At 61.3% G+C, this 21,042-nt stretch carries 21 protein-coding genes; 7 read left to right on the forward strand and 14 right to left on the reverse strand.

Features of this window, described 5'->3' with window-relative positions; genetic code table 11:
- Nucleotides 1-3: 3 nt before the first annotated feature.
- Both D2V07_RS13145 and D2V07_RS13150 read right to left on the reverse strand, forming a co-directional pair.
- Nucleotides 4-1,209, reverse strand: coding sequence for a type III PLP-dependent enzyme (locus tag D2V07_RS13145; RefSeq protein WP_119587479.1), 1,206 nt, complete (start codon nucleotides 1,207-1,209; stop codon nucleotides 4-6).
- A gap of 137 nt (nucleotides 1,210-1,346) precedes the next feature.
- Nucleotides 1,347-1,904, reverse strand: coding sequence for a LemA family protein (locus D2V07_RS13150; protein ID WP_119587480.1), 558 nt, complete (start codon nucleotides 1,902-1,904; stop codon nucleotides 1,347-1,349).
- An 87-nt stretch (nucleotides 1,905-1,991) separates the two neighbouring features.
- Here D2V07_RS13150 and D2V07_RS13155 point away from each other — a divergent pair, with 87 nt between their 5' ends.
- Entirely contained in the window at nucleotides 1,992-2,930 is a 939-nt protein-coding gene (locus tag D2V07_RS13155) for a DUF3137 domain-containing protein (RefSeq protein WP_119587481.1), read from the forward strand.
- Here the strand turns inward: D2V07_RS13155 and D2V07_RS13160 are convergent.
- From D2V07_RS13160 to D2V07_RS13170, 3 genes are read right to left on the reverse strand one after another with little or no spacing between them, the layout of a single operon-like run.
- The gene (locus D2V07_RS13160) at nucleotides 2,927-3,412 is read right to left on the reverse strand and encodes a GNAT family N-acetyltransferase (RefSeq protein WP_158586839.1); all 486 of its coding nucleotides are present in this window, start codon (nucleotides 3,410-3,412) and stop codon (nucleotides 2,927-2,929) included. The genes D2V07_RS13155 and D2V07_RS13160 overlap by 4 nt on opposite strands.
- A gap of 20 nt (nucleotides 3,413-3,432) precedes the next feature.
- Nucleotides 3,433-4,158, reverse strand: a complete 726-nt coding sequence (locus tag D2V07_RS13165; RefSeq protein WP_233548406.1) for a hypothetical protein — start codon at nucleotides 4,156-4,158, stop codon at nucleotides 3,433-3,435.
- 57 nt (nucleotides 4,159-4,215) lie between these two features.
- Complete coding sequence (locus D2V07_RS13170) at nucleotides 4,216-5,274, reverse strand: 1,9-bis(guanidino)-5-aza-nonane synthase (protein WP_119587484.1); 1,059 nt, start codon at nucleotides 5,272-5,274, stop codon at nucleotides 4,216-4,218.
- 124 nt (nucleotides 5,275-5,398) lie between these two features.
- On the opposite strand from D2V07_RS13170, the gene D2V07_RS13175 reads away from it, so the two are divergent.
- Nucleotides 5,399-6,367, forward strand: a complete 969-nt coding sequence (locus tag D2V07_RS13175) for a threonine ammonia-lyase (protein ID WP_119587485.1) — start codon at nucleotides 5,399-5,401, stop codon at nucleotides 6,365-6,367.
- An 86-nt stretch (nucleotides 6,368-6,453) separates the two neighbouring features.
- Nucleotides 6,454-6,897, forward strand: a complete 444-nt coding sequence (locus tag D2V07_RS13180) for an MAPEG family protein (RefSeq protein ID WP_119587486.1) — start codon at nucleotides 6,454-6,456, stop codon at nucleotides 6,895-6,897.
- A 22-nt stretch (nucleotides 6,898-6,919) separates the two neighbouring features.
- Here D2V07_RS13180 and D2V07_RS13185 read toward each other — a convergent pair whose 3' ends face one another.
- From D2V07_RS13185 to otsB, 3 genes are read right to left on the reverse strand one after another with little or no spacing between them, the layout of a single operon-like run.
- Nucleotides 6,920-8,320 (reverse strand): alpha,alpha-trehalose-phosphate synthase (UDP-forming), encoded by a 1,401-nt coding sequence (locus D2V07_RS13185; RefSeq protein WP_119587487.1) that lies wholly within the window; start codon nucleotides 8,318-8,320, stop codon nucleotides 6,920-6,922.
- 9 nt (nucleotides 8,321-8,329) lie between these two features.
- A complete protein-coding gene (locus tag D2V07_RS13190; protein ID WP_119587488.1) occupies nucleotides 8,330-10,129 on the reverse strand; it encodes a glycoside hydrolase family 15 protein in 1,800 nt (599 codons plus the stop codon).
- On the reverse strand, nucleotides 10,126-10,860 hold the full coding sequence (gene otsB, locus D2V07_RS13195; RefSeq protein ID WP_119587489.1) for a trehalose-phosphatase: 735 nt from the start codon (nucleotides 10,858-10,860) through the stop codon (nucleotides 10,126-10,128). The genes D2V07_RS13190 and otsB overlap by 4 nt, the downstream gene beginning before the upstream one ends.
- 196 nt (nucleotides 10,861-11,056) lie before the next feature.
- Here otsB and D2V07_RS13200 point away from each other — a divergent pair, with 196 nt between their 5' ends.
- Both D2V07_RS13200 and D2V07_RS13205 read left to right on the forward strand, forming a co-directional pair.
- Entirely contained in the window at nucleotides 11,057-12,853 is a 1,797-nt protein-coding gene (locus tag D2V07_RS13200) for a DEAD/DEAH box helicase (RefSeq protein ID WP_119587490.1), read from the forward strand.
- 143 nt (nucleotides 12,854-12,996) lie between these two features.
- Entirely contained in the window at nucleotides 12,997-13,596 is a 600-nt protein-coding gene (locus D2V07_RS13205; RefSeq protein ID WP_119587491.1) for an SDR family oxidoreductase, read from the forward strand.
- 684 nt (nucleotides 13,597-14,280) lie between these two features.
- Here D2V07_RS13205 and D2V07_RS13210 read toward each other — a convergent pair.
- Together D2V07_RS13210 and D2V07_RS13215 are read right to left on the reverse strand one after the other, a co-directional pair.
- Nucleotides 14,281-14,934, reverse strand: a complete 654-nt coding sequence (locus D2V07_RS13210) for a DUF2231 domain-containing protein (protein WP_290755085.1) — start codon at nucleotides 14,932-14,934, stop codon at nucleotides 14,281-14,283.
- 232 nt (nucleotides 14,935-15,166) lie between these two features.
- Nucleotides 15,167-15,556: a hypothetical protein gene (locus tag D2V07_RS13215; protein ID WP_233548407.1), complete on the reverse strand. Its 390-nt coding sequence runs from the start codon at nucleotides 15,554-15,556 to the stop codon at nucleotides 15,167-15,169.
- A 226-nt stretch (nucleotides 15,557-15,782) separates the two neighbouring features.
- Between D2V07_RS13215 and D2V07_RS13220 the strand changes: the two genes are divergently transcribed.
- Nucleotides 15,783-16,070 (forward strand): hypothetical protein, encoded by a 288-nt coding sequence (locus D2V07_RS13220; RefSeq protein ID WP_033193304.1) that lies wholly within the window; start codon nucleotides 15,783-15,785, stop codon nucleotides 16,068-16,070.
- A 27-nt stretch (nucleotides 16,071-16,097) separates the two neighbouring features.
- Nucleotides 16,098-16,604: a hypothetical protein gene (locus D2V07_RS13225; RefSeq protein WP_225982097.1), complete on the forward strand. Its 507-nt coding sequence runs from the start codon at nucleotides 16,098-16,100 to the stop codon at nucleotides 16,602-16,604.
- 13 nt (nucleotides 16,605-16,617) lie between these two features.
- Here the strand turns inward: D2V07_RS13225 and D2V07_RS13230 are convergent, their stop codons facing one another.
- Genes D2V07_RS13230 through D2V07_RS13245 form a run of 4 tightly spaced genes read right to left on the reverse strand, consistent with a single transcriptional unit; the run spans nucleotide 16,618 to nucleotide 20,996 of the window.
- Nucleotides 16,618-17,352 (reverse strand): PepSY domain-containing protein, encoded by a 735-nt coding sequence (locus D2V07_RS13230; protein WP_029140033.1) that lies wholly within the window; start codon nucleotides 17,350-17,352, stop codon nucleotides 16,618-16,620.
- A 20-nt stretch (nucleotides 17,353-17,372) separates the two neighbouring features.
- A complete protein-coding gene (locus D2V07_RS13235) occupies nucleotides 17,373-17,933 on the reverse strand; it encodes a YybH family protein (RefSeq protein ID WP_233548408.1) in 561 nt (186 codons plus the stop codon).
- Nucleotides 17,934-17,949: 16 nt separating this feature from the next.
- Nucleotides 17,950-19,152, reverse strand: a complete 1,203-nt coding sequence (locus tag D2V07_RS13240) for a copper resistance protein B (protein ID WP_010412792.1) — start codon at nucleotides 19,150-19,152, stop codon at nucleotides 17,950-17,952.
- Nucleotides 19,149-20,996 carry a copper resistance system multicopper oxidase gene (locus tag D2V07_RS13245; protein ID WP_010412790.1) on the reverse strand — a complete coding sequence of 616 codons (1,848 nt, stop codon included), beginning with the start codon at nucleotides 20,994-20,996 and terminating at the stop codon, nucleotides 19,149-19,151. The genes D2V07_RS13240 and D2V07_RS13245 overlap by 4 nt, the downstream gene beginning before the upstream one ends.
- Nucleotides 20,997-21,042 lie beyond the last annotated feature (46 nt).

Below are 21,042 nucleotides of genomic sequence, written 5' to 3' on the forward strand. Positions count from 1 at the left end.
CGCTCAGCGCAGGCTCACCACGTTGTCGCTGCTGCGCGGATCGGGCCGGTCACCGCGGTAGAGGCTGTGCATCGGCTCGTCTGCCACCTGCACGGCCTCGCTCGCGCCGAAACCGTTGAAGCTGGTCTTCATCGCCGCGCCATAGGCGCCCAGCATGCCGATCTCGATATAGTCGCCGGCCTGGATATCCTCGGGCAGCATGAAGGGGCCCTTCATGAAGTCCGCATCGTCGCAGGTCGGTCCGTAGAAAGAGAACTCTGCAAGCGGGTTGCGCAGATCGTCTTCCAGGGCCGCAACGGGGAAACGCCACGCCACGTGAGCCGCATCGAACAGGGCGCCATAGGCACCATCGTTGATGTACAGCTCGTCCCCGCGACGCTTTTCCACCTTAACGATAATCGAGGAATATTCCGCGCACAGCGCCCGGCCCGGCTCTGCCCAAAGCTCCGCCGAATAGGAAATCGGCAGGGCCTCAAAATGCTGGTGGATCAACTGGAAGTAGTCCTCCAGCGCAGGCGGATCGAGATCGGGATAGATGCTGGGGAAACCACCGCCGACATCGATAATGTCCACGGTGACGGCAGCTTCGACGATGGCGGCGCGCACACGCTCCAGCGCCTGTACATAGGCGAACGGCGTCATCGCCTGGCTACCCACGTGGAAGCAGATACCCAGCGCATCGCAGTGCTGGCGGGTCGCCTGCAGCAGCGGCGCGGCATCGACCAAATCGACCCCGAACTTGGCAGCCAGCGACAGCTCCGAATGTTCGGAGGATACGCGCAGACGCACCAGCAGGTTAAGGTCACTCGCGGCCTTGCCGCTCTCATCCGTGGTCGCCTCGACGATCTTCGCCAACTCGTCCAGCGTGTCGAGGCTGTAGGTCTTCACCCCATGCTCGAAATAGGCCTCGCGCACCGCACGCTTCGTCTTCACGGGGTGCATGAAGCACAGCGTGGCTTCAGGCAGGGTGTCGCGCACCATGCGCACTTCGGCGATGGAGGCGACGTCATAGTGCGTCACACCCGCGTCCCACAGGATGCGGATGAGATCGGGAGATGGATTCGCCTTCACGGCATACATCGCCTTGCCCGGAAACTTCTGGGTGAAGAATCGGGCCGCGCGCGATGCTGCGTGCGGACGCAGAAGTGTCACGGGTTCATCCGGCTCGAGAGCGCGGACTACAGCCTTGGCATCAGGATACTGGAGCAATTCAAGGGACCCCCTAACGACGTTACCGACAAGAAGCTGCCTTGCGGTGGGAATCCCTTGGGGCAGCGGAAGCGCGCATTTAAGCCCGATAGGGTGAATTGCAAGTGAATTCAGACAGACCGTTCCCTAGTGCGATCTCAACTTTCGAATTGCACGTTGGGAACCTTGTCCACCACGCCCTTTTCGCTGTCGTCCAGCCGATGAAAATCGGCCTGCTGGAAGCCCATCGCGCTGGCGAAGAGTACGGCGGGGAAGCTTTCGCGGCCGGTGTTGTAACGCGAAACGGCAGCGTTCAGTGCGCGGCGGGACGCGGCCAGCTTGTCTTCCACGTCCGCCAGTTCGCGCTGCAATTCCTGGAAGTTGGCGCTTGCCTTCAGGTCGGGATAGGCCTCGCCCAGCGCCAGCAACCGGTCCAGCGCCATGCGCAGTTGCGCCTCGTCGCCCGAATTGATCGAACCCTGCGCCGCCGTGTTGCGCGCGGTAATCACTTGCTCGAGCGTGTCCTGCTCATGCCCCGCATAACCCTTCACCGTGTTGACGAGATTGGGGATCAGGTCGTGCCGCTGGCGCAATTGTGCATCGATATCGGCGACGCCCTGATTCACGTTCTGACGCAATGCCACCAGTCGGTTGTAGATGCCCACCAGCACCAGCAGCAAAAGCACGATGACGACGATTGCGAGTATCAATTCCATGATGTCCCCCTAACCTACCCTTGTTAAAGAGTTGTGTGCCATGGAACGGGCCAAACGCAACGGGATTCGGGCGAGCGGGGGAAACAGATGATCGAACGGCCGGACGTAAACGATCTTATGGCTGGCGGCCTCGGTCAGTTCCTTCACGGCCAGATCGCGGTGCGAGAGGACGCCAAGGCGAGCACGCGAAACCGTTACTTCATCTGCGCGGTTGTGGCCCTTCCCATACTGGGATTCGTATGGTTCGCGCCGCTGGGTGACGTCCGCTTTTTCATAACCGCCGTCATCACCATGGGCGCCCTGTGGTGGAGCCGCATCCCGATCAACAAGGCGAAGAAGCAGACCAAGTCGGGCATAAACGCCGCCATCGCGCAGGCGCTGGGGCTGGATTACCAGCACGATTGCGACGCCGGTCACGGCTTTGCACGCGCCAGGGCGCACAAGATGTTACCGAGCTTCGACCGGAGCAATTTCGAGGACCTCTGGCAGGGTGAAATGGCCGGCAAGCCCTTCACGCTCCACGAAGCGCACCTGGAGGAGCGTCGCGGCAGCGGGAAGAACAGGCACTGGGTCACGGTATTTCGCGGTCCGGTAATCACGATCGGCTTTTCCCGGCAGTTCCATGCGACAACGCTAGTGGAGCGTGCGGGTCGTCACACCAAGCTGCTGTTTTTCGGAGAGAAGGACAGGCTGAAAGTCGATGGTCAGGTTCTGGACAAGGCCGACATGGTTCATCCCGATTTCGAAGATGCCTTCACGGTGTTCACCAGCGACCAGACCGAGGCGCGATACCTCGTGCATCCAACCTATATCGAGCGGCTGATTGCGCTGGAGAATGCCTTTCGCGGCAAGGACATCAAGACACTGTTCAAGGACGGCGAACTGACCATCGTGCTGAAGAGCGAGAACATGTTCGAAAGCGGTTCGCTGGATCACAACCGTGATCGGGAGATGGTGGAAACCTGCGTCAGCCAGTTCATGGCCATGGCCGACCTGTGCGCGCAGTTGAACGAGGTAGAGCGCTAGCTGCCAAGCTTGCGCGCGAACACATGGCTGACGGTGTTGAATCCTTCGCGTTCGAAAAAGCGATGGGCCGCCTCGTTGGCCACCCCGCTCTCGAGAAACACCCATTCGATACCACGCTGGCGGATGCGTTCCAGCGCGAGTGCGAGTAACTCGCTCCCGACACCCTTCCCGCGCAGCTGCGGGGCGACGGCCATGTCCTCGATCACGGCAAATTCGCGCCGCGCCGATGATTCCCAGGCAATGACCAGGAATGCGCAAACTGTTCCTTCGGCATCACGCCCCACCAGCATGTCGCGGTCATCTGGCTCGGCGAAGTCGGCCGCGTAAAGCTCTGCAAGGTTATCCGCCCAGCGTTGCCCGTCCGGACTGAGGCCGGTCTGGATTTCGCCATGACTTATGTAGTCGGTGGACAGCCGGACGACCGAAGCGGCGAAAGTTGCTGCGTCGCGAGCGTCGGTCGCATCGTTCCAACGCCAATCCATCCCGTTTTCGGATCGAGCCATCATGCCTTGTCCGCGATCATGTCAATATCGGTTTGTGGAGAGCTGAGCTTGTGACGCCGACGGTAGAAGCGGTGCGCCAGTCGATCATCCGATGATGACTGATCAGATTGTGCAAGCCACTCGCCGATCATCGCGCAAGGCACCACCCAGGCGACGTGACGGTAGAACGCGTCCCGCGCTGCCTGAAGCTTTTCCTTGATATCATCCGGGTGATCATTCTCTTCCGATCCAGAATTGTAATTCCGCAGGCCGTAGTGTTCGAAAAGCGCTATCCCGCCATCGAAAATGCGCTGGAGTTCGCGTGTGTAGTTGTCGTGATAGTTATCCTGCCAATTTTCGCGGAAATAGCGCACTTCGAGAGCCTCGAAGAACCATGCGACCCAGCTCGCATAGATTTCCGGGGCGATGATCTTGGCTTTCCGGAACCTGCTCGCAACCTCGAACAGGTTGAGGCACTGGAAATAATACTGGTCGACCTGCTCCGCGAGCATGCCCGTGTTCAGTCTCTTTGGATTGCTGCCGGTCAGGGACCACTGGATGGCATAGGCATATTCCGCCCGGAAACGGAAGGTATCGATGGAGGCGATTTCCAGTTGCAGGTAAGCCTGGGAGCGCTCGACCCGCAAGGCCCGCATCGCTGCGGGCCTGCTGACCAGAAGATAGCCAACGATACCCGAAACCAGGCCAAGCAATATGCCGATGACTGCGATCGAACCGTCAGTCATCGGCTCATTGAAGGCAAGCTCCCAAAAGCTTTCCATTGGCGCCCCCCTTGGCGAGTCTTAGCTCTGTTCGAACAGCTTCGCCCAGCGGCGCTTGTCGCGGTTTTTCCAGTGTTCGCGGTGGTAGGCATCACTGGCCAGCAGAGGGATGACCGAACCGGCTTCGGCGAACACCATTTGCTCGATCCCGGTGTTGACCTTGCCCCAGCTTGCCGCTTCCTGAAGCGTGGAAGAAGAGCATGCACCGTCGCGCACGTCGGCTACTGTGATCTGCACGGCATACTTGTGGACCGACACGTCTTCGTGCCCGAGGATTTCGGCGCAAACGACGGTATCCTGGATGAAGTTCTTCGGCACGCCGCCGCCGACCATCAGCAGGCCGGACTCCCCGGCCTCGATCTTGATCTGGGTCAGTTCGCGGAAATCGGCGATAGCGTCGATCATCATGTAGCCCTCGCCTTTCTCCATCTGGTCGACCTGGTGCTTCACAAGGCCGAACCCGGCGGAACTGTCGACGAAAGCGGGGCAGAAAATCGGCACGTCATGCTCATAAGCCAGCTTGACGAGGCTGTTCTCCTTCTTGCCATGCTCGCACAGATATTTGCCCATTTCGCGGATAAATTCGCGGCTCGAATAGCCCCGGTGTTCCAGCGAGTTGGCGATCTTGTTGATCGTGAAGTCGCAGTCCTGCAATTGCTCTTCATCGATGTAGGTATCGTAGATCCGGTCGATATAGAGGCTGCGCAGCGTATCGTCGTCGGGCACTTCCAGCGCCTGGTAATGCTTGTGGCCCAGACCTTCGAAGAAATCCATGTCGACGATTGTCGCGCCTGTCGCCACCACGCAGTCCACCATGTTGGAACGGACCAGTTCGGCATAGGCATCCATGCAGCCGCCCGCGCTGGTGGAACCGGCGATGACGAGGAAGATGGTACAATCCTTGTCTTCCAGCATCTGGTTGTAGATGCCCGTGGCGTTCGCAAGATCGCGGCTGGTGAAGCTCATCTTCTTCATCGAATCGATGATGGGACGGGCGTCGAAACTGGTGATGTCGATATGTTCGACCTGGGTGGAAAGCAGTTCCTTCTTGCGCGTATCGTTGATCTTGCTGTCGCTCATTCTTTTAAATTCTCCTGTCCGTACACCCCCCGATAACGGGAGATAGGGTGCGTCGGTTCCGCAGACGCGCGGCGCGCGCCATTAGGTGCTGGCGTCGTTTTGGTAAAGCCGTAATAACGCGGCGATGAGCGAAGCACAGCCACAAAGAATGCCCACCCGCGAAGGGGTCCTTCAAGCCGCCGCGAAGATGGCCGCGATCCTGCCTTCAACCCCGTTGATTCCACTCGAGATTGGCAATTCACTGGTCTGGATAAAGGCGGAATGCCTGCAACCCGTAGGGGCCTTCAAGATACGCGGAGCTTGGCACAGGCTGAGCGCGCTGGACGAGGCCGAACGCGCAGCCGGCGTTGTCGCGGTATCGAGTGGCAACCACGCACAGGGCGTGGCCTGGGCCGCGAAACGGTTGGGGATAGAGGCAACCATAGTGATGCCGCAGGATGCCCCACCCATCAAACTCGGCCGCACGCGCGAACTCGGCGCTCAGGTTGTCACCTACGACCGGATGACCGAGAACCGGGAGGAGATCGCGCAAGCGCTTGCAGCGCAAAAGGGCGCGGCTTACGTCCATGCCTTCGCCGACCCTTGGGTGATCGAGGGACAGGGCAGCGCCGGGGTGGAAGTACTGGAGCAGTTGGCCGCCCAAGGTGCTGCGCAGCCAACCCGCATCCTCGCGTGTTGCGGCGGTGGTGGCCTTTCTGCCGGCCTCGCACTCGCCTGCCCCGAAGCGCTGGTAGTGCCGGTGGAGCCCGAGGGCTGGGACGACGTGTGCCGCTCGATCGAAACGGGCGAAATCCAGTCGGTTAAGCCCTCTCCCCCGGCCACCGCCTGCGACGCGTTGCAGACCTTCCAGACGGGTGCGATCAACTTCGCCGTGTTGAAGGAGCTATGCCAGTATGGCCTGCGGGTGTCGGAGGACGAGGTGCGGGAAGCGCAGCGCTTTGCCTTTACCCACCTGCGCCTTGTACTGGAGCCGGGCGGCGCGGTGGCGCTGGCGGCGGCAATATCGGGTAAGGCCGACCTCGATGGCACGACCGTTATCATCCTGTCGGGCGGGAACGTGGACCCGCAGCAGTTCGCGCAAATCCTGTCGTAGATATCACCTTCGCCGAATTGCGTTTCAATTGACAATCTAATTAGTGCCGCACAGTCTTCGAACCGGAGACAGGGAGAGGCTTTACGATGAATACCCAGATACTCGCACCCGCTGCCGTCCTGATCGTCTGGTCGATCGTGATGCTGGTATGGATGGCCCTCACCCGGTTCCCTGCGATGGCCAGGATGGGCAAAGGCGGCGGTGGCGGCGCAGGGCTCGGCAAGGCGAAGCCCGGCGCGCGCGGGCAGGACCTGGAAGGCCGCATCCCGGACGAGGTTAACTGGAAAGCGCACAATTATACGCACCTGATGGAACAGCCGACGCTGTTCTACGCGGTTGTCGTCATCCTCGCGATTGCAGGTTCCGCGCATGACACGGTGATAGCCGCATGGGTCTATACCGGGCTGCGAATTGTCCACTCGCTGTGGCAGGCGCTGGTGAACACGCTTCCGGTACGCTTTACGCTGTTCGTATTATCGACCCTTGCCCTCGCCTACCTCGCGGTACGCGCCCTGTTCGCCACGATCTAACGTCTGCGGGGCTTTCGCGGTCTCAGGCAGCGTCCTCGGCGAGGTCGCTGATGAAGTTCTCTGTCCAGCGTTGCACGTTCTCTTCGCGCACGCTGACGATCAGCTTTTCGTAGCGCGCCTTGCGCTCTTCCAGCGGCATATCCAGCGCCAGGCGAATGTTGTGGGCGATATCATCCGAACTGTGCGGGTTGATGAGCAAAGCGCCCTGCCCGTCGCAATCGAGCTGCTGGGCTGCCCCGGCGAAGCGTGACAGGATGAGCACGCCGGGATCGTCGGGGTCCTGGGCAGCAATATATTCCTTGGCGACCAGGTTCATGCCGTCTCTCAGCGGTGTAACCAGCGCGATCTTGGCCGCGCGGTAGAAGCCGAACAGCTCTTCCTGCGGATAGCCCTTGTTGACGTAGCGGACGGGCACAACGTCTACATCGGAACGCGCTCCGTTGATCTGTCCCGCCTTCTGTTCCAGCGTCTCGCGGATCTTCTGATAGCTGCCGATATCCTCCCGACTGGGCGGTGCGATCTGAATGAAGACAAGGTCACGCACGCGGTCGGGGTGCCGGTCGAAAAAGCGGGAAATACCGTCGAGCCTTTCCGGCAGGCCCTTGGAATAGTCGAGGCGATCGACCCCGATCATCGCGGTGCGATGCCGCGTGGAGGAAAGCAGTCGCTGGCCCGCCTGACGGGCTTCGCCGGTATTGCCCTTCGCGATGAAGAATTCGTAGTCGATGCCGATGGGATAGGCGCGCGCCAGGGTCGTGCGACCGTCCAGCGTGATTTCGCCGGTTTCGTAATCGACCTCGGCGCCCAGTTCCTTCCAGCAATAGTGCAGGAAGCTGTCCAGCCAGGTGTCGCACTGGAAGCCAAGCAAGTCGTAGTGCAACAGCGCCTTCACCAGCCGCTCGTGATAGGGCAGCGAAACGAACAGGTTTGTCGGCGGCCACGGCGTGTGCAGGAAAAAGCCCATCCGGTTGTCCACGCCCATGGAGCGCAGCCGCTCACCCAGCGGCATCAGATGATAATCGTGGACCCAGACCACATCGCCCTTGTCGATCAGGGGCAGTACGCTGTCGGCGAAACGCTCGTTGACGCGCTCGTAACCCTTGCCGAATTCACGTTCGTATTGGGTCAGGTCTATGCGGTAATGCAGCAGCGGCCATAGCGTGGAATTGGCGTAGCCGTTGTAATATTCCTCGATATCCTGATGCTCGAGGTCAATCGTCGCCGTGGTTACGCCGTCGGACGATTTTACGTAGTTGATCGATCCGCTGAATTCGTCGCATTCCTGTCCGGACCAGCCGAACCAGATGCCGCCGTTCGCTTTCAGTGCGGCATTCAACGCCCCCGCAAGTCCGCCCTGTGCCCCAGCGACCCCGCGTGCCTTGGGAACGGCGACACGGTTCGAGATGACAACAAGACGCGGCATTCAAGCCTCCTAACGTACGGTATTCCAGCTTTTCGAAAGCAACGAGGCGCAATTGATTATACCAACCAGCGAGTAGGTTTGCGGGAAGTTCCCCCACAGTTCGCCCGTTTCGAAGTCCATGTCTTCCGAAAGCAGGCCCGAGCCGGTCCGATGGTCCAGCATGGCGCAGAATAGCGTACGCGCCTCGTCCTTGCGATCCATCAGCGCCAGCGCCTCGATCAGCCAGAAAGTGCAGATGTTGAACGCCGTTTCGGGGGCCCCGAAATCATCCTCCGCCGCATAGCGAAGCATGTGCTCGCCGCGTCGCAGGTCGCGCTCGATCATCTCGAAGGTAGAAAGGAACTTGCCGTCGGCCGGATCGATGAAGCGCAATTCCAGGAGTTGCAGAAGGCTTGCATCAAGGTAGTCGCTTTCGAAGCTGGCACCGTAGTGACCACCCTCTCCGTTGCCCTTCCAAGCCTTGTCCTCGATGGTCGCCGCGATCGTGTTGGCGCGGTCGCGCCAGAAGCTTTCGCGGTCTTCCTTGCCCAGATAGTGCGCCGCGGTCGCGAGGCGGTCGCAGGCCGCCCAGCTCATTACGGCGGAATATGTGTGGACCTCCTGCCGAGTGCGGAATTCCCACAGGCCTGCGTCGGGCTGGTCGTGCATCTTCCACGCCATTTCGCCAACCTGTTCCAGGCTTTCGAAATCGCGGTCGTCCGCCATGCGCAGCAGCCGCTTGTCCAGGAACCCCTGCACCGTCGGCAACACAATCTGGCCATAGCAGTCGTGCTGCACCTGCTTGTAGGCGGCATTGCCCACGCGCACCGGCCCCATGTCGCGATAGCCCGCCAGCCAGCTGGCCGTCGTCTCGTTCAGCTCGGCCACGCCCATTACGGAGTAAAGGGGCTGGATCTGCCCGCCCTTGGCCGAATCCACGATATTGCGCAGATACCCCAGGTATTTCTCCAGCACGTCCAGCGCGCCCAGCCGGTTCAGCGCCTGCACCGTGTAATAGGAATCGCGGATCCAGCAGTAGCGATAGTCCCAGTTTCGCTCGCTGTGCGGAGCCTCCGGTATCGAGGTGGTGAGCGCGGCGACAATCGCGCCGGTTTCCTCGTGTTGGCACAGTTTCAGCGTGATGGCGGCGCGGATGACTTCCTGTTGCCACTCGAAGGGCGTCGCAAGGCTGCGGGACCAATTCTGCCAATAGCTGCGCGTCGATTGCTCCATGCGGCGCACCTGTTCGCGCAGGTTGCCGACAAACGGCTCGTCCGGGCCGAGGAAGAAATGCGTGTCTTCCTCGATGCGGAAGGTTCGCCCGTCCTGGATGTAGCCAACCGCCGCATCGGTGGACAGCCGCAGCGCCTGCCCCTGCGTAAGATAGCGGATGTGGTTGGTACCGCTGGTCGTCTCCGCGACCTCGGCGCCGTAATTCTTCATCGGCTTCAGCACGACCTTGATGCGAGGGTTGCCCGCGACAGGCCGCACGATGCGGGCGTAGGCGACCGGCCGGTACATGCGGCCCGACCGTTCGAAGCGCGGGCAGAAGTCCAGCACTTCCACCATGCTACCGTCTTTCGATTCAAGCCGCGTGAGCAGGATCGGCGTGTTGCGGATATATTCCTGGTAAGAGGAGACCTGGCCTTCCAGTTCGAACCGCCAGACGCCTACGTCCTGCGAATCGCCGTTCAGCAGGGCGCAGAAAGTCGGATCGCCGTCTACTCGGGGGACACAACCCCAGACTATTCCGCCACGGTTGTCGATAAGGCCGGAAACCTGGCAGTTGCCGATGGGCCAGAGGTCGAGATCGCTTTGATGTGCTGTCACAGCCCCAACCAATGGTGCACCGCAGCAGGGGTTGCAAGGCCGTATTTGGCGCAGGTGGGCTCGCGATCGCCCACGATCACGCCAAAACCGCCCATGTCATGTGCGGCCCGCATGCCATCCTCGTCGGTAATGTCATCGCCTACGAATACGGGCATGGTTCCAGCAAACGGCGCGCAGTCCATGAAGGCGCGCAGGGCCGATCCTTTATTCGCCCCGCGCCCCACCAGTTCAATCACGCACTTGCCGCGCTTGATGTCGAGATCGCCCTCCTTCGCCACCCGCTCCGCAAAGGCCAGGCCCTTGTCCTCCAGCGAGGGATCGGAGCGGTAATGGAGCGCCGCGCCGTGAGGCTTGTCCTCCAGCGCGAAGCCGGTTTCCTGCGCGAATTCGGCAACTTCGGCCAGCAGCTTCGGCGGCAAGCCCTCGGGCACCTTGCCGATGTTGATGCCATCGGCGCCGCGACAATCGCTGCCGTGTGATCCGGCGCACGCCAGTTTCACCGGCCCGAGATGCTTTTCCAGATCGGAAATGGCTCGCCCGCTTACCAGCGCGAGTCGCCCTTCCATTCGGTCGGCAAGCGCGTGCAGGCTGCGGGCAAGATGATCGGGAACGTCGATCCCGTCCGGTGTCGGGGCAAGGTCGACAAGCGTCCCGTCGAAGTCGAGGAACAGCGACACAGGCCGGTCAGCCTGAAGCGCAGAAATATCGGGCGGAGAGGGCAAGGATGTCATCGCTGCCGGTCTAACAAGGGGGTTTTACATTACAAGGGCAAGGACACGGCGTAAAATTTCACAAGCCAAAAGCATAATCCTTCCCTATGGGGGCCGCGAGTGCGCAAACTGACTTGCGCCTGCGCTCCATTCTCCAAGAGACATTTCGCCGCCCGCAGCGATCTGGCGCACCTCTACTCTATCGACAGGCCGTGCCATGAATTTCCCTCCCCTACCCCCCAGCCTGGAAGCTGCCCTCACCGAGAAGGGCTATTCCTCTGCCACGCAGGTTCAGGCCGAAGTCCTTGATGCAAAGGCAGACGGACGCGATCTCGTCGTGTCCGCCCAGACCGGCTCTGGCAAGACCATCGCCTTCGGCCTTGCCATGGCCGGCGAATTGCTGGGCGACAGCGAGCGGATGCCCTTTGCCGAGGGACCTCTTGCCCTCGTGATCGCGCCAACGCGCGAACTCGCCTTGCAGGTCAGCCGGGAACTGGGTTGGCTCTATGCCAAGGCCGGCGGCCGCATCGCCACATGCGTAGGCGGTATGAACCCGCAGGCAGAGCGCAAGGCCCTCCGCTCTGGCGCGCACATCGTCGTCGGCACGCCGGGCCGCTTGCGCGATCACCTGGAACGCGGCGCGCTTGACCTGTCGGGCCTGAAGGCCGTCGTCCTCGACGAGGCGGACGAGATGCTCGACATGGGCTTTCGCGAGGAGCTGGAGGAGATTCTCGATGCGACCCCGGAAGGGCGCCGCACGTTGCTGTTCTCTGCCACCATGCCAAAGCCGATCGAAGCGTTGGCCCGCCGTTACCAGCGCGACGCGCTGCGTATCGCGACGATCAACGACAGTCGCGGGCACGGTGACATCTCCTACCAGTGCGTAACCGTATCGCCGCCCGAAGTAGAGAACGCCGCCGTCAACCTGCTGCGCTATCACGAGGCGGACACCGCGATCCTGTTCTGCGCCACGCGCGAGAAGGTGCGCCACCTGCATGCCACGTTGCAGGAACGCGGCTTTGCCGTCGTGGCGCTTTCGGGCGAACATTCGCAGTCTGAACGCAATCAGGCGCTGCAGGCCCTGCGCGACAGGCGCGCCCGCGTGTGCGTAGCCACCGATGTCGCCGCGCGCGGGATCGACCTCCCCTCGCTCAGCCTTGTCATCCATGTCGAGATTCCGCGCGATGCGGAAACCTTGCAGCATCGCTCCGGCCGCACAGGCCGCGCCGGGAAGAAGGGCACCGCCGTGCTGATCGTTCCGTTCTCGCGTCGCAAGCGGGTCGAATCGATGCTGCGCGGCGCCAAGGTATCGGCCGAATGGATTGACGCGCCTGACCGGGATGCCATCAAGGCCAAGGATCGCGAACGCCTGCTGGAAACGCTGTTGCAGCCGGTCGAGGTCGATGACGGGGATCGCGAACTGGCCGAACGCCTGCTGGCAGAGCGCACCCCTGCGGAAATTGCCGCGATGCTGGTGCAGGCCCACCGCGCCAGGATGCCCGAGCCGGAAGACCTGATCGCCAATACGCCAGAGGCGCGTCGCGAGGCGCAGAAGGAACGGCATCGTCCCGGTTTCGAGGACACCGTATGGTTCCGCATGGACCTTGGCCGTCGCCAGAACGCCGATCCACGCTGGATCCTGCCCCTGCTATGCCGCCGCGGTCACATCACCCGCAACGAGATCGGCGCAATCCGCATCGGACCGGACGAAACCTTCTTCCAGATCCCGCGCCCGATCGCCGACAAGTTTGCCGAGGCCGCCGCACGTTCCGCGCAGGCCGAGAGCGATGACGAGCCGGTGAACATAGAGCGCTCCGAAACCGGACCACGCGAAGTTGCCCGCACCAATCGCAACCGTCGGCCCGGGCGCGACAATGCGGGGCCGCCAAAGGTGAAGGCAAAGCCCGCTTTCAAGAAGTTCGACAAGAACAAGGAAAGGAAGCCGCGTCCGGCGAACAAGGCAGGCAAGCCGCACCGGGGCGCGAAACCTTCGCCCAAGGGCAAGCGCGACTGAACGCGGGTCGCTGCGAACTTCCAATTGAAGAGCGGCACCTAACCAACAGACAAATAGATGCAACAAATGGGGCGATGCCTGCGTTGATGAAAGAACGCTCGAGCAAGAGCACCCTTTCAACACCAGACCCACAGGTGTCCTCCATGAACATTCTTGTCGCCGGCTCTACCGGAAACACCGGCCTCCGCCTTACCCGCCAGCTCGCCGAAGCCGGCCTTAACCCGATCGCCATGCACCGATCTTCATCGGATACGTCTCGCCTGCCGGCCGATGTCGCGAAGAGAGAAGCAGACCTGACCCAGCTGGGCGACGAAGTCTGCCGCGACGCGGACATCGTAGTCTTCGCCGCCGGATCGGGCGGCGACACGAGCGAAGAGATGACCGACAAGGTCGACAGGGATGGCGCGAAAAGGCTGATCGATATTGCCTCCAGCAGCGGCGTGAACCACTTCGTGATGCTGAGCTCGGTTGGCGCCGGAGACCCTGATCCCGAATCCGACCTCGCCCATTACCTGCAGGCAAAGCATGAAGCCGACGAGCACCTCAAGGCATCGGGATTGTCATACACGATCGTGCGCCCCGTGGCGCTGACGGACGAAGACGGCTCTCGCGATGTCCGCCTTGGCGATGACGTCGACCCGAGCGGGAAAGCAGCGCGCGGAGACGTCGCCGCGATACTCGCCCGCGCGGCAACCGACAGTTCGCTTGCGGGCAAGGTATTCCTGATGGAAAGCCTGGGCTGACCAGCTTTCCGCAAGTCTCAGCCCGACGAAGCGCGGTTCTATGGATCGTCCAGGAATGGTAGCGGAGGAGGGAAATATAGGGAGCGTATAACATGCTGATTTACCTAATCAACTTTTTGAATCACCTTGCAAATACCCCCATCAATACCCCCAGAATCGGACAGATGAGATAAAGCGCCTTTGGCAAACGATGACATGTAATTCGTAGTGACAGGTGAAAGGAGCGTCGGCCGTTTTCGGGCCGATCAGAAGGCGAAACGCCAGGTCATGAACCATCCGCCCGATCGTACAGCGAGGACATGTCATGGTCTGGCATGGACGGCATATTGTGGCCCGCATGCGGATCGGGTGTGTCGCTAGGCTTCGCATTCATCGGCGGGGGAGTGGCCGCAGGTGACGGCGCTACTACCGGAGTGCTCGCCGGTCGGTCTGGTTGCCTACCGGCAGTCACAGCTTCATCCGACCGGTTCGTGTTGGCCTCTCCAGCGGGAGAGGCAGCGTTGTCTCTTTCGCCTTCGCCAGGACCTGTGCTCTCGGTCGGCGGGGCCGTATACAGTGGCAAGGCTTCAGCTTCTGATGAAGTGTCCTGCGTCTGATCACATGCAGCGAGCCCTAGCCCCAGTGCCGCCGCAGCAAGGGGGGCAACAAACCCGTTCCGATTCGATCTGCGCATCATTCTATCCTTCAAAGCCAGGAGATACCAAGATGATTGGCACCGTGCGCAAGCTCGCCGCCCAGAAATCCCTGCACCAGCACTAGAGCGGCCATGGCAAAGATTGCGGCGCGAAGCGCGGTCCGGCTCGCGGAAGCACGGCTCGCCAGATAGGCCATCGCCAGACCGAGGACCGCGATCAGCATCCCGTTCCATCGATGGACCTGCATGACGGCATCGCCGCCGAACCAAAGGCCGGTGTGGATCCATCCGAACAGGACTGCGACGACTGCGCCGATTGCTCCGCCGTGGACGAGTACGCGCACCGCGCTCTCAAGCCCTGCATCTTTCCGGCGCATGACGAACAACTCGGTGGCAGCAGCCATGAGAAACAGGGCGATCGGGAAGTGGATGGTCGCCGGATGCAGTTTTTTCAGGGCGGCGATGACGCCGGAATCGCCCTCATCAGCATGGCCACCAGCCTCGTCATGGCCTCCACTTGCTTCGTCGTGCGCGGCTGAGGGCTCGCCGACCGCTCCGCCGTCGCCCATCTGCGCCATGGCCGCCTGGTCATGCGCATCGCCATTCGCGGCGGCAGGCGCGGCGCTCGTCTCTTCGCCATGCTTTTCGTCGCCATGAGCCTGAACTGGTCCGACGAAGAGCAAGCTGGCAGCTACAATAGCCATGAATTGCATTCGTTTCATTCTCTACGGGTTCCGGTCTTGGCGATGGTCGTGCGACCTATTGTGTCTGTAATGCTCTGCGAACCCTCATCTCTTGCCGTGATGGAGCGCGGTGATCCTCGGCGCGTGAGGGTCCAAATTTAACTCATGAGGGGGTTGGGTCTCTTGCCAATATCAGAGCCTTGTTAAGAGGGCGGCCAGCTTTAAGCACGAGCAAGAGCCCGGCTACCATCTCCTAACCGTCTTGCGCCATGTTCTGGTGAGCCGCCATCTGCTTCATCATATCGTGCATCATCATCATGCGCTGGTGACAGGCCGCCATCATATCGGCGTTGTCCCCCTGCATCATGCCCGCCATGTGTTCCTGCATCGCTGTGCGGTGCTCGGCCATCAGCCTTTGGCGTTCGGCAGGATCGCTCGCCGCGTGGGCCTGCTGCATCAGCGCGCGCATTTCAGCCATCTTCTCGCGATGGGCAGCCATAGCGTCGGAATCCTGCATCGTGTGGCCAGCGTGATCCTGCTGCTGTGCCACAGCCTGAGCTCCGTGCTCATGCTGTTCCTGGGCCGTCGCCGGAGTGGCTGTCAGGCCAGTGGCGAGAATGAGAGCTAGAGCTGTCCGTTTCACAATCGATTTCCTTTCGTCGGTCATGCGATGGGTGCTGTGCGCATTCATTCTCTTTACGCAGCCAACATCTGTTCCCCTCAAACAATTTCCGCGCCCACCGGAGACGGCTGAGCCGATGGCACAGCCGGTTGCAGGAATGGTGTTTTTCGGTCACCCTTTTTGACCGAAGCCGGTCGAGATGAATGGGACAGATCATGGTGACAACAGAGCCGTCGGAGAAGCAGTCGTGAGCACGGTCAATGAGGACGGCAGCTGGGACATTCCGGAGCCCGATCATGCCGAGCTGGTGCAAATGCGCATTCGCCTCATAACTCTCGAGAACATAGTTCTCGGCCTTTTGTCCGGGGCCAGCGATGAACAGATCGACCAGATCAGAAAGCGTGCGGACATGATCGAACCACGCCCCGAGGCGAGCCGGCATCCGCTTACCGAACTGGCAGCAGGTGACATGCGTAAGTTTCTCGAACGCGCTGCTCGCATGGCCGAGGCGGAGGGCCGCGAAAACCATGACTGATCCAGGCTTTGGGGCAGCAAAGGCGCTATGCAGGACGTGGAAATCCGGCCCGCCGCTATTTCCTTGCGCACATCATTCCGGCGTATCCGCAGCATGACTAGAACTCATTGGCTCATCTTTGTTTGCGGGAGCCTGATCGCGTTCGTCTGGGAGATTTTCCAGATGCCGTTTTTCAAGCCGGGAAATCTCGAGCCTTATGAGCAGACCATTCGCTGCGGCATTGCAAGCCTAGGCGATGGCGTGATCCTGCTAACAGCTTATAGCCTTGCTGCATTGCGCGGCGGGCGCGCGTGGCTCTGGCAAGCCGCCAAAATGCCCTATGCGATCTATTTCGGCTTCGGGCTTGTCGTCGCCATCGCCGTCGAAATGATCGCCACATCGCTTCCGGCAGAAAGCTTCGTGAGCTGGCGCTACAGCGAGTTGATGCCGCACGAGCCAGTGACGGGGTTGGCGCTGATCCCGATCGCGATGTGGACGATCGTGCCTGCGCTCACGATCCTTCTGGTCCGCTTTGCCCGAGCCGAACCTGATTAAACTGGGAGCGGCTTCAGGGTGCGTTCGGCACATGTTTCGCCCGCCGCCTGATTCTGGGAAACCGGTTCGCAAGCAGGACAAAGCCCGAAACCGCGATAATCGTCCCGCCGATCCCGAACAATAGCAGCCACCAGCTGTTGATGCGGTCGCGCTGCGTCCAGTCCATGATATGCAGCCCCCAGACAAAATCGAACAGGCGCCAGGTGTCGCTGCGGGCAGCGAGCACCGAGCCACTCGATGCATCGATGTAGACGCGGGTATTGTCCTCATCGCCGTAGGTGATCTGCCACGCCGGAAACGGACCCCGGAATTCGGTCCCGACAGCATCTTCGATGAGGCGCGTGGTCGCTATGGTGGTTGGTGGCCCGGTCCAGGCATAGCGAGCGATGGCCTGTGCGCTTGCAGCGGGAAGAGGCGAAAGGAGAATGCCGCTGTCCGGGTCGCGGAGCGTGACGCTTCCATCGTCCCGGCGGACCTCGGTTACGGCCCTGCCGCCGACCGCGCGCGTCGCAAGGGAAACCACCCCCTCGCTGCTATCGAGCCAATGGGGCATGACAGCATCAGCGGGCAGGACCTCCGGCGCGCGCGAAACGACATGTTCGGACCGAACCTCTTCGATGTCGAGAAACGACATCAGCGCCCCGGTGATCATCCACAGGAGCACTTGGACGCCGACAAAGATCGCCAGCCATTTGTGAAGCTTGCTGCCCAGCACATGAAGACGCAGCTTGAAAGAGCGTGTCGCCAATCGGTGTTCCCCCGATCAGATCAGTTGTTACGCGGTGCGCGTGACGATGAATGGTACTGAACGATCTTCCAGCCATCTGCATCATGGGCGAGGACCGAGGTCGCAACCCCTTCGCGGTCGATTACGCGACCGTCGGCCAGTTCGATCCGATAGGTGTACGTTTCGCGGCCATACGCCATATGTCCCATCCGGGTGACTGCGAGCGTCGGTTCGCCGAAGGTGAAGCTGGTTATTGCATCGAGTTCCGGTCCCAGGTGATGCTCCATGTAATGCGTGAAGCTGCCTTCCGCCTTGCCGTTTTCGTAAATGAAGGATTCCTGGGCAAACAGCGCAGCCATGGCCTCTGCATCGCGCGACGTCAGGGCATCGCGATATGATGTCAGAATTGCTTCTGCCCCAGCAACGTCATCGTTCATCGCAGCCATATGCTCGGCATGGTTCATGCCCTGCTCCGTATGATCCATCGGCGTTGATACCGAATGTTCCGAATGCGCCGAATGGTCCATGGATTGTGCCAGGGCGGGAGTGCCCCCTGCAGCCAAGGCCAGGGCGACCGCGCTTAGAGATAGTCTCGTTCTCATTGTATATTTCCTTCACTTAAAACCAGAATCGCAAGCCCACGACGTAATTCATCACGCTGGGGTCTTCCCCTGCGGCGCGGGCAAAATCGGCGCCCTCACCGATCCGCCACTCCTGGGAGACGCCGACATAGGGCGCGAATTCGCGTGCGAACTCGTAGCGAAGACGCAGACCTGCCTCGATCCGGTCGAGGCCAGCGCCAATGCCGAGTTCGGGAATATCCTGAGCCGAAAGAGCGATTTCGGCTCGCGGCTGGAGGATCAGCCGCTGCGTGATGCGCTGATCAAGCTCGCCCTCAAAGCGCGCCGTTACATCGCCCTTGCTCGATACGAACGCCGCGACGTCGATCTCGAACTGGTAAGGGGCAATGCCCTGGACACCGATGACCGCATGGGTGCGCTCGGGCCCCGTCAGATCCTGACGGACACCGGCTTGGAAATCGAAGAAGGGTGCGATGGCGCGGCTCCAGAGCGCCTGGACCTCGGCGCCCTCGACGGGCTCACCGAAGCTGCCTTCACCCTCGGATTTGAACCAGAACTTGTCGATATCACCGCCATAATATCCCTGGATATCCCAAAGATATCCATCAGCTCCTTCGCGTGCGCGATACTCAAGGCGGTCGCCCTGAAACCAGAAGCGCATCCCGCCGTCGGTCTCACGGACAAGTTCGCGCCGCGCTTCGTTCATGGCTTCCTCGCCCCAGATCGCAACCGCCGCGCGCGCGGGACCGCTCCCAGCTTCGGGAGGAGGCGGCAGCAGCGGGATATCGTCGTTCGAGCCCATCTGCATCGCCGAATGGTCCATGCCCTGCATGTCCTGCGATCCCATCTGCCCATGGTTCATCTGGCTGTGATCCATCTGCCCATGGTCCATCGACGAGCTGCTGGCTTCCGCCTGCCCCATGTCGCCGCGGTTCATTTGCGAATGATCCATCGCGCCTTCGTCAGGCCTGCCCTGCGGCATCGAACCATGATCCATCGTCGAATGGTCCATCGCAACTTCAGGCTGGGCAGCGGGGCCGCAAGCCCCCTCTGCTACCGGATGCCCCATCGCGCGATGGCGCTCGGCTGCCGCCTCGCACTTTGTTTTGGCGTCAGCCTGCGCCTCGGCGCTCTGCTGCGGTTCCACTGGCGAGTGACCCGCATGCTGCGCCGCGGCGGGGGAGGCGAGAACCGAACCCGCGGCGGCCGAGGCAAGCAGGCTGATGATAGATATCTTCATGCGCCCTCTCCGGCAGGATTGGCAACCGTGACGATCTGAAACATCCCGGCATGCATGTGATAGAGAAGGTGGCAGTGGAAGGCCCAGTCGCCCGGCTCGTCCGCCGTCAGGTCGAACTGCGCGCTGCCACCCGGTTGCAGGATAACCGTGTGCTTCAGTGGTTGACGGTTTGGAGGTGCACCGTTGACCAGCTCGAAGAAGTGTCCGTGCAGATGGATCGGGTGTGCCATCATCGTGTCATTGATCAGCTTTACCCGCACGCGTTCATTATAGGCAAAGCGGATCGGCTCCTCGGAGACGGCGGAGAATTTCTTGCCGTCGAACGACCACATGTAGCGTTCCATGTTCCCGGTAAGATGGATTTCCATCCGGCGCGAAGGGCTTCGCGAGTCCTTGTTTGGTGTCAGCGCGCGCAGCTTGCGATAGTCGAGGGTACGGTGCGGGACATCGGCAAGGCCAATCCCGGGATCGCCCATCCGGTCGACCGGGTTCATCGACACCATGTCGATGCCCGGTCCGACCTTCACATCGGGAGGCAATAGCGAGGTATCGCGCATCTGCATGCCTCCCGCCATGCCAGCCATTCCGGTCATCTCCGCCGAACCGCCATCCATACCGGACATCCCGTCCGCGCCAGCCGCTCCGCTCGATCCGTGATCCATTCCGGCCATCCCGCCAGCGCCATGGTCCATGCCGGCCATACCAGCATCGCCGCCGGAGCCATGGTCCATACCGCTCATGCCCATATCGGCCATAGTGAGCAGCGGGGGATCGCGCAGCGGCGGGATGGCCGCACGCGCGCCGGGCGTGCTCGCCAGCGTTGCGATGCCCATACCTGACCGATCCATCGACTCCGCCATCAGCGTGTAAGCCTGCTGCTCACCCGGCGTCACCACGACGTCGTAGGTTTCCGCGACGCCGATCTGGAACTCGTCCACTTCGACCGGCTCGACGTTCTGCCCGTCGGCTTGAACCACGGTCATCGGCAGGCCGGGAATGCGAATATTGAAAAATGTCATGGCGCCGGCATTGATGAACCGAAGCCGCACACGCTCGCCCGGACGGAAAAGATATTCCAGATTGTCGAGCGGTCCATGACCGTTCAGCAGATATGTATAAGTTGCGCTCGACACATCGAGGATGTCGGTTGGCATCATGCGCATTCTGGCCCACATCCGGCGATCCTCGCCCGAGAGCGGATAGTCGTCGGTCCAGGTATTCTGGTTGTAGTTGAAGTAGCCTTCGCCCTTCTTGAGCTTGTCGAATATCGTGTGGGGCGACATTTCGCTGAACTCGCTCAGCACCACGATATATTCGCGGTCGGCCTGCACCGGATCGGGACCTGCGGGATCGACCACGATCGGACCATAATGACCGGCCTGTTCCTGCAGCCCGCTATGCGAATGCCACCAATAGGTGCCTGCCTGCCGCACGGGAAATTCCGCTGTGAAGGTCTCGCCCGGCTTCACGCCGGGAAAACTTACGCCCGGCACGCCATCGAGCTGGAACGGCACGAGCAGGCCATGCCAGTGGATCGAGGTGTCTTCCTCAAGCTGGTTATGGACGTTGAGGCGGACGGTGGTCCCTTCGCGCAGGCGAAGGAGTGGCCCAGGGATGCTGCCATTGACGGCAATCGCGCCGCCACGCCTGTTGCCGGTGGAGAAAGCCGAGCGCGCAACCGTCAGATCGATATTCGGTCCGGTCGCCTCATCGATACCTCGCCGGGCGGCCCCGGAGAGCAGATCTCCGCCTCGCGCCCAAGCGGGAACGGCACCGCCCAGGCCAAGCAGGCCCAGCCCGCTGGCACTTGTTCCAAGAAATTTTCGGCGATTGACGGCAGGCATAGGGGGCTCCTGAGAAGGCATATACCGTCACTTACGCGGCCACCTG

The organism is Aurantiacibacter zhengii (assembly GCF_003584125.1).
In the GTDB taxonomy this organism is placed as follows: domain Bacteria; phylum Pseudomonadota; class Alphaproteobacteria; order Sphingomonadales; family Sphingomonadaceae; genus Alteraurantiacibacter; species Alteraurantiacibacter zhengii.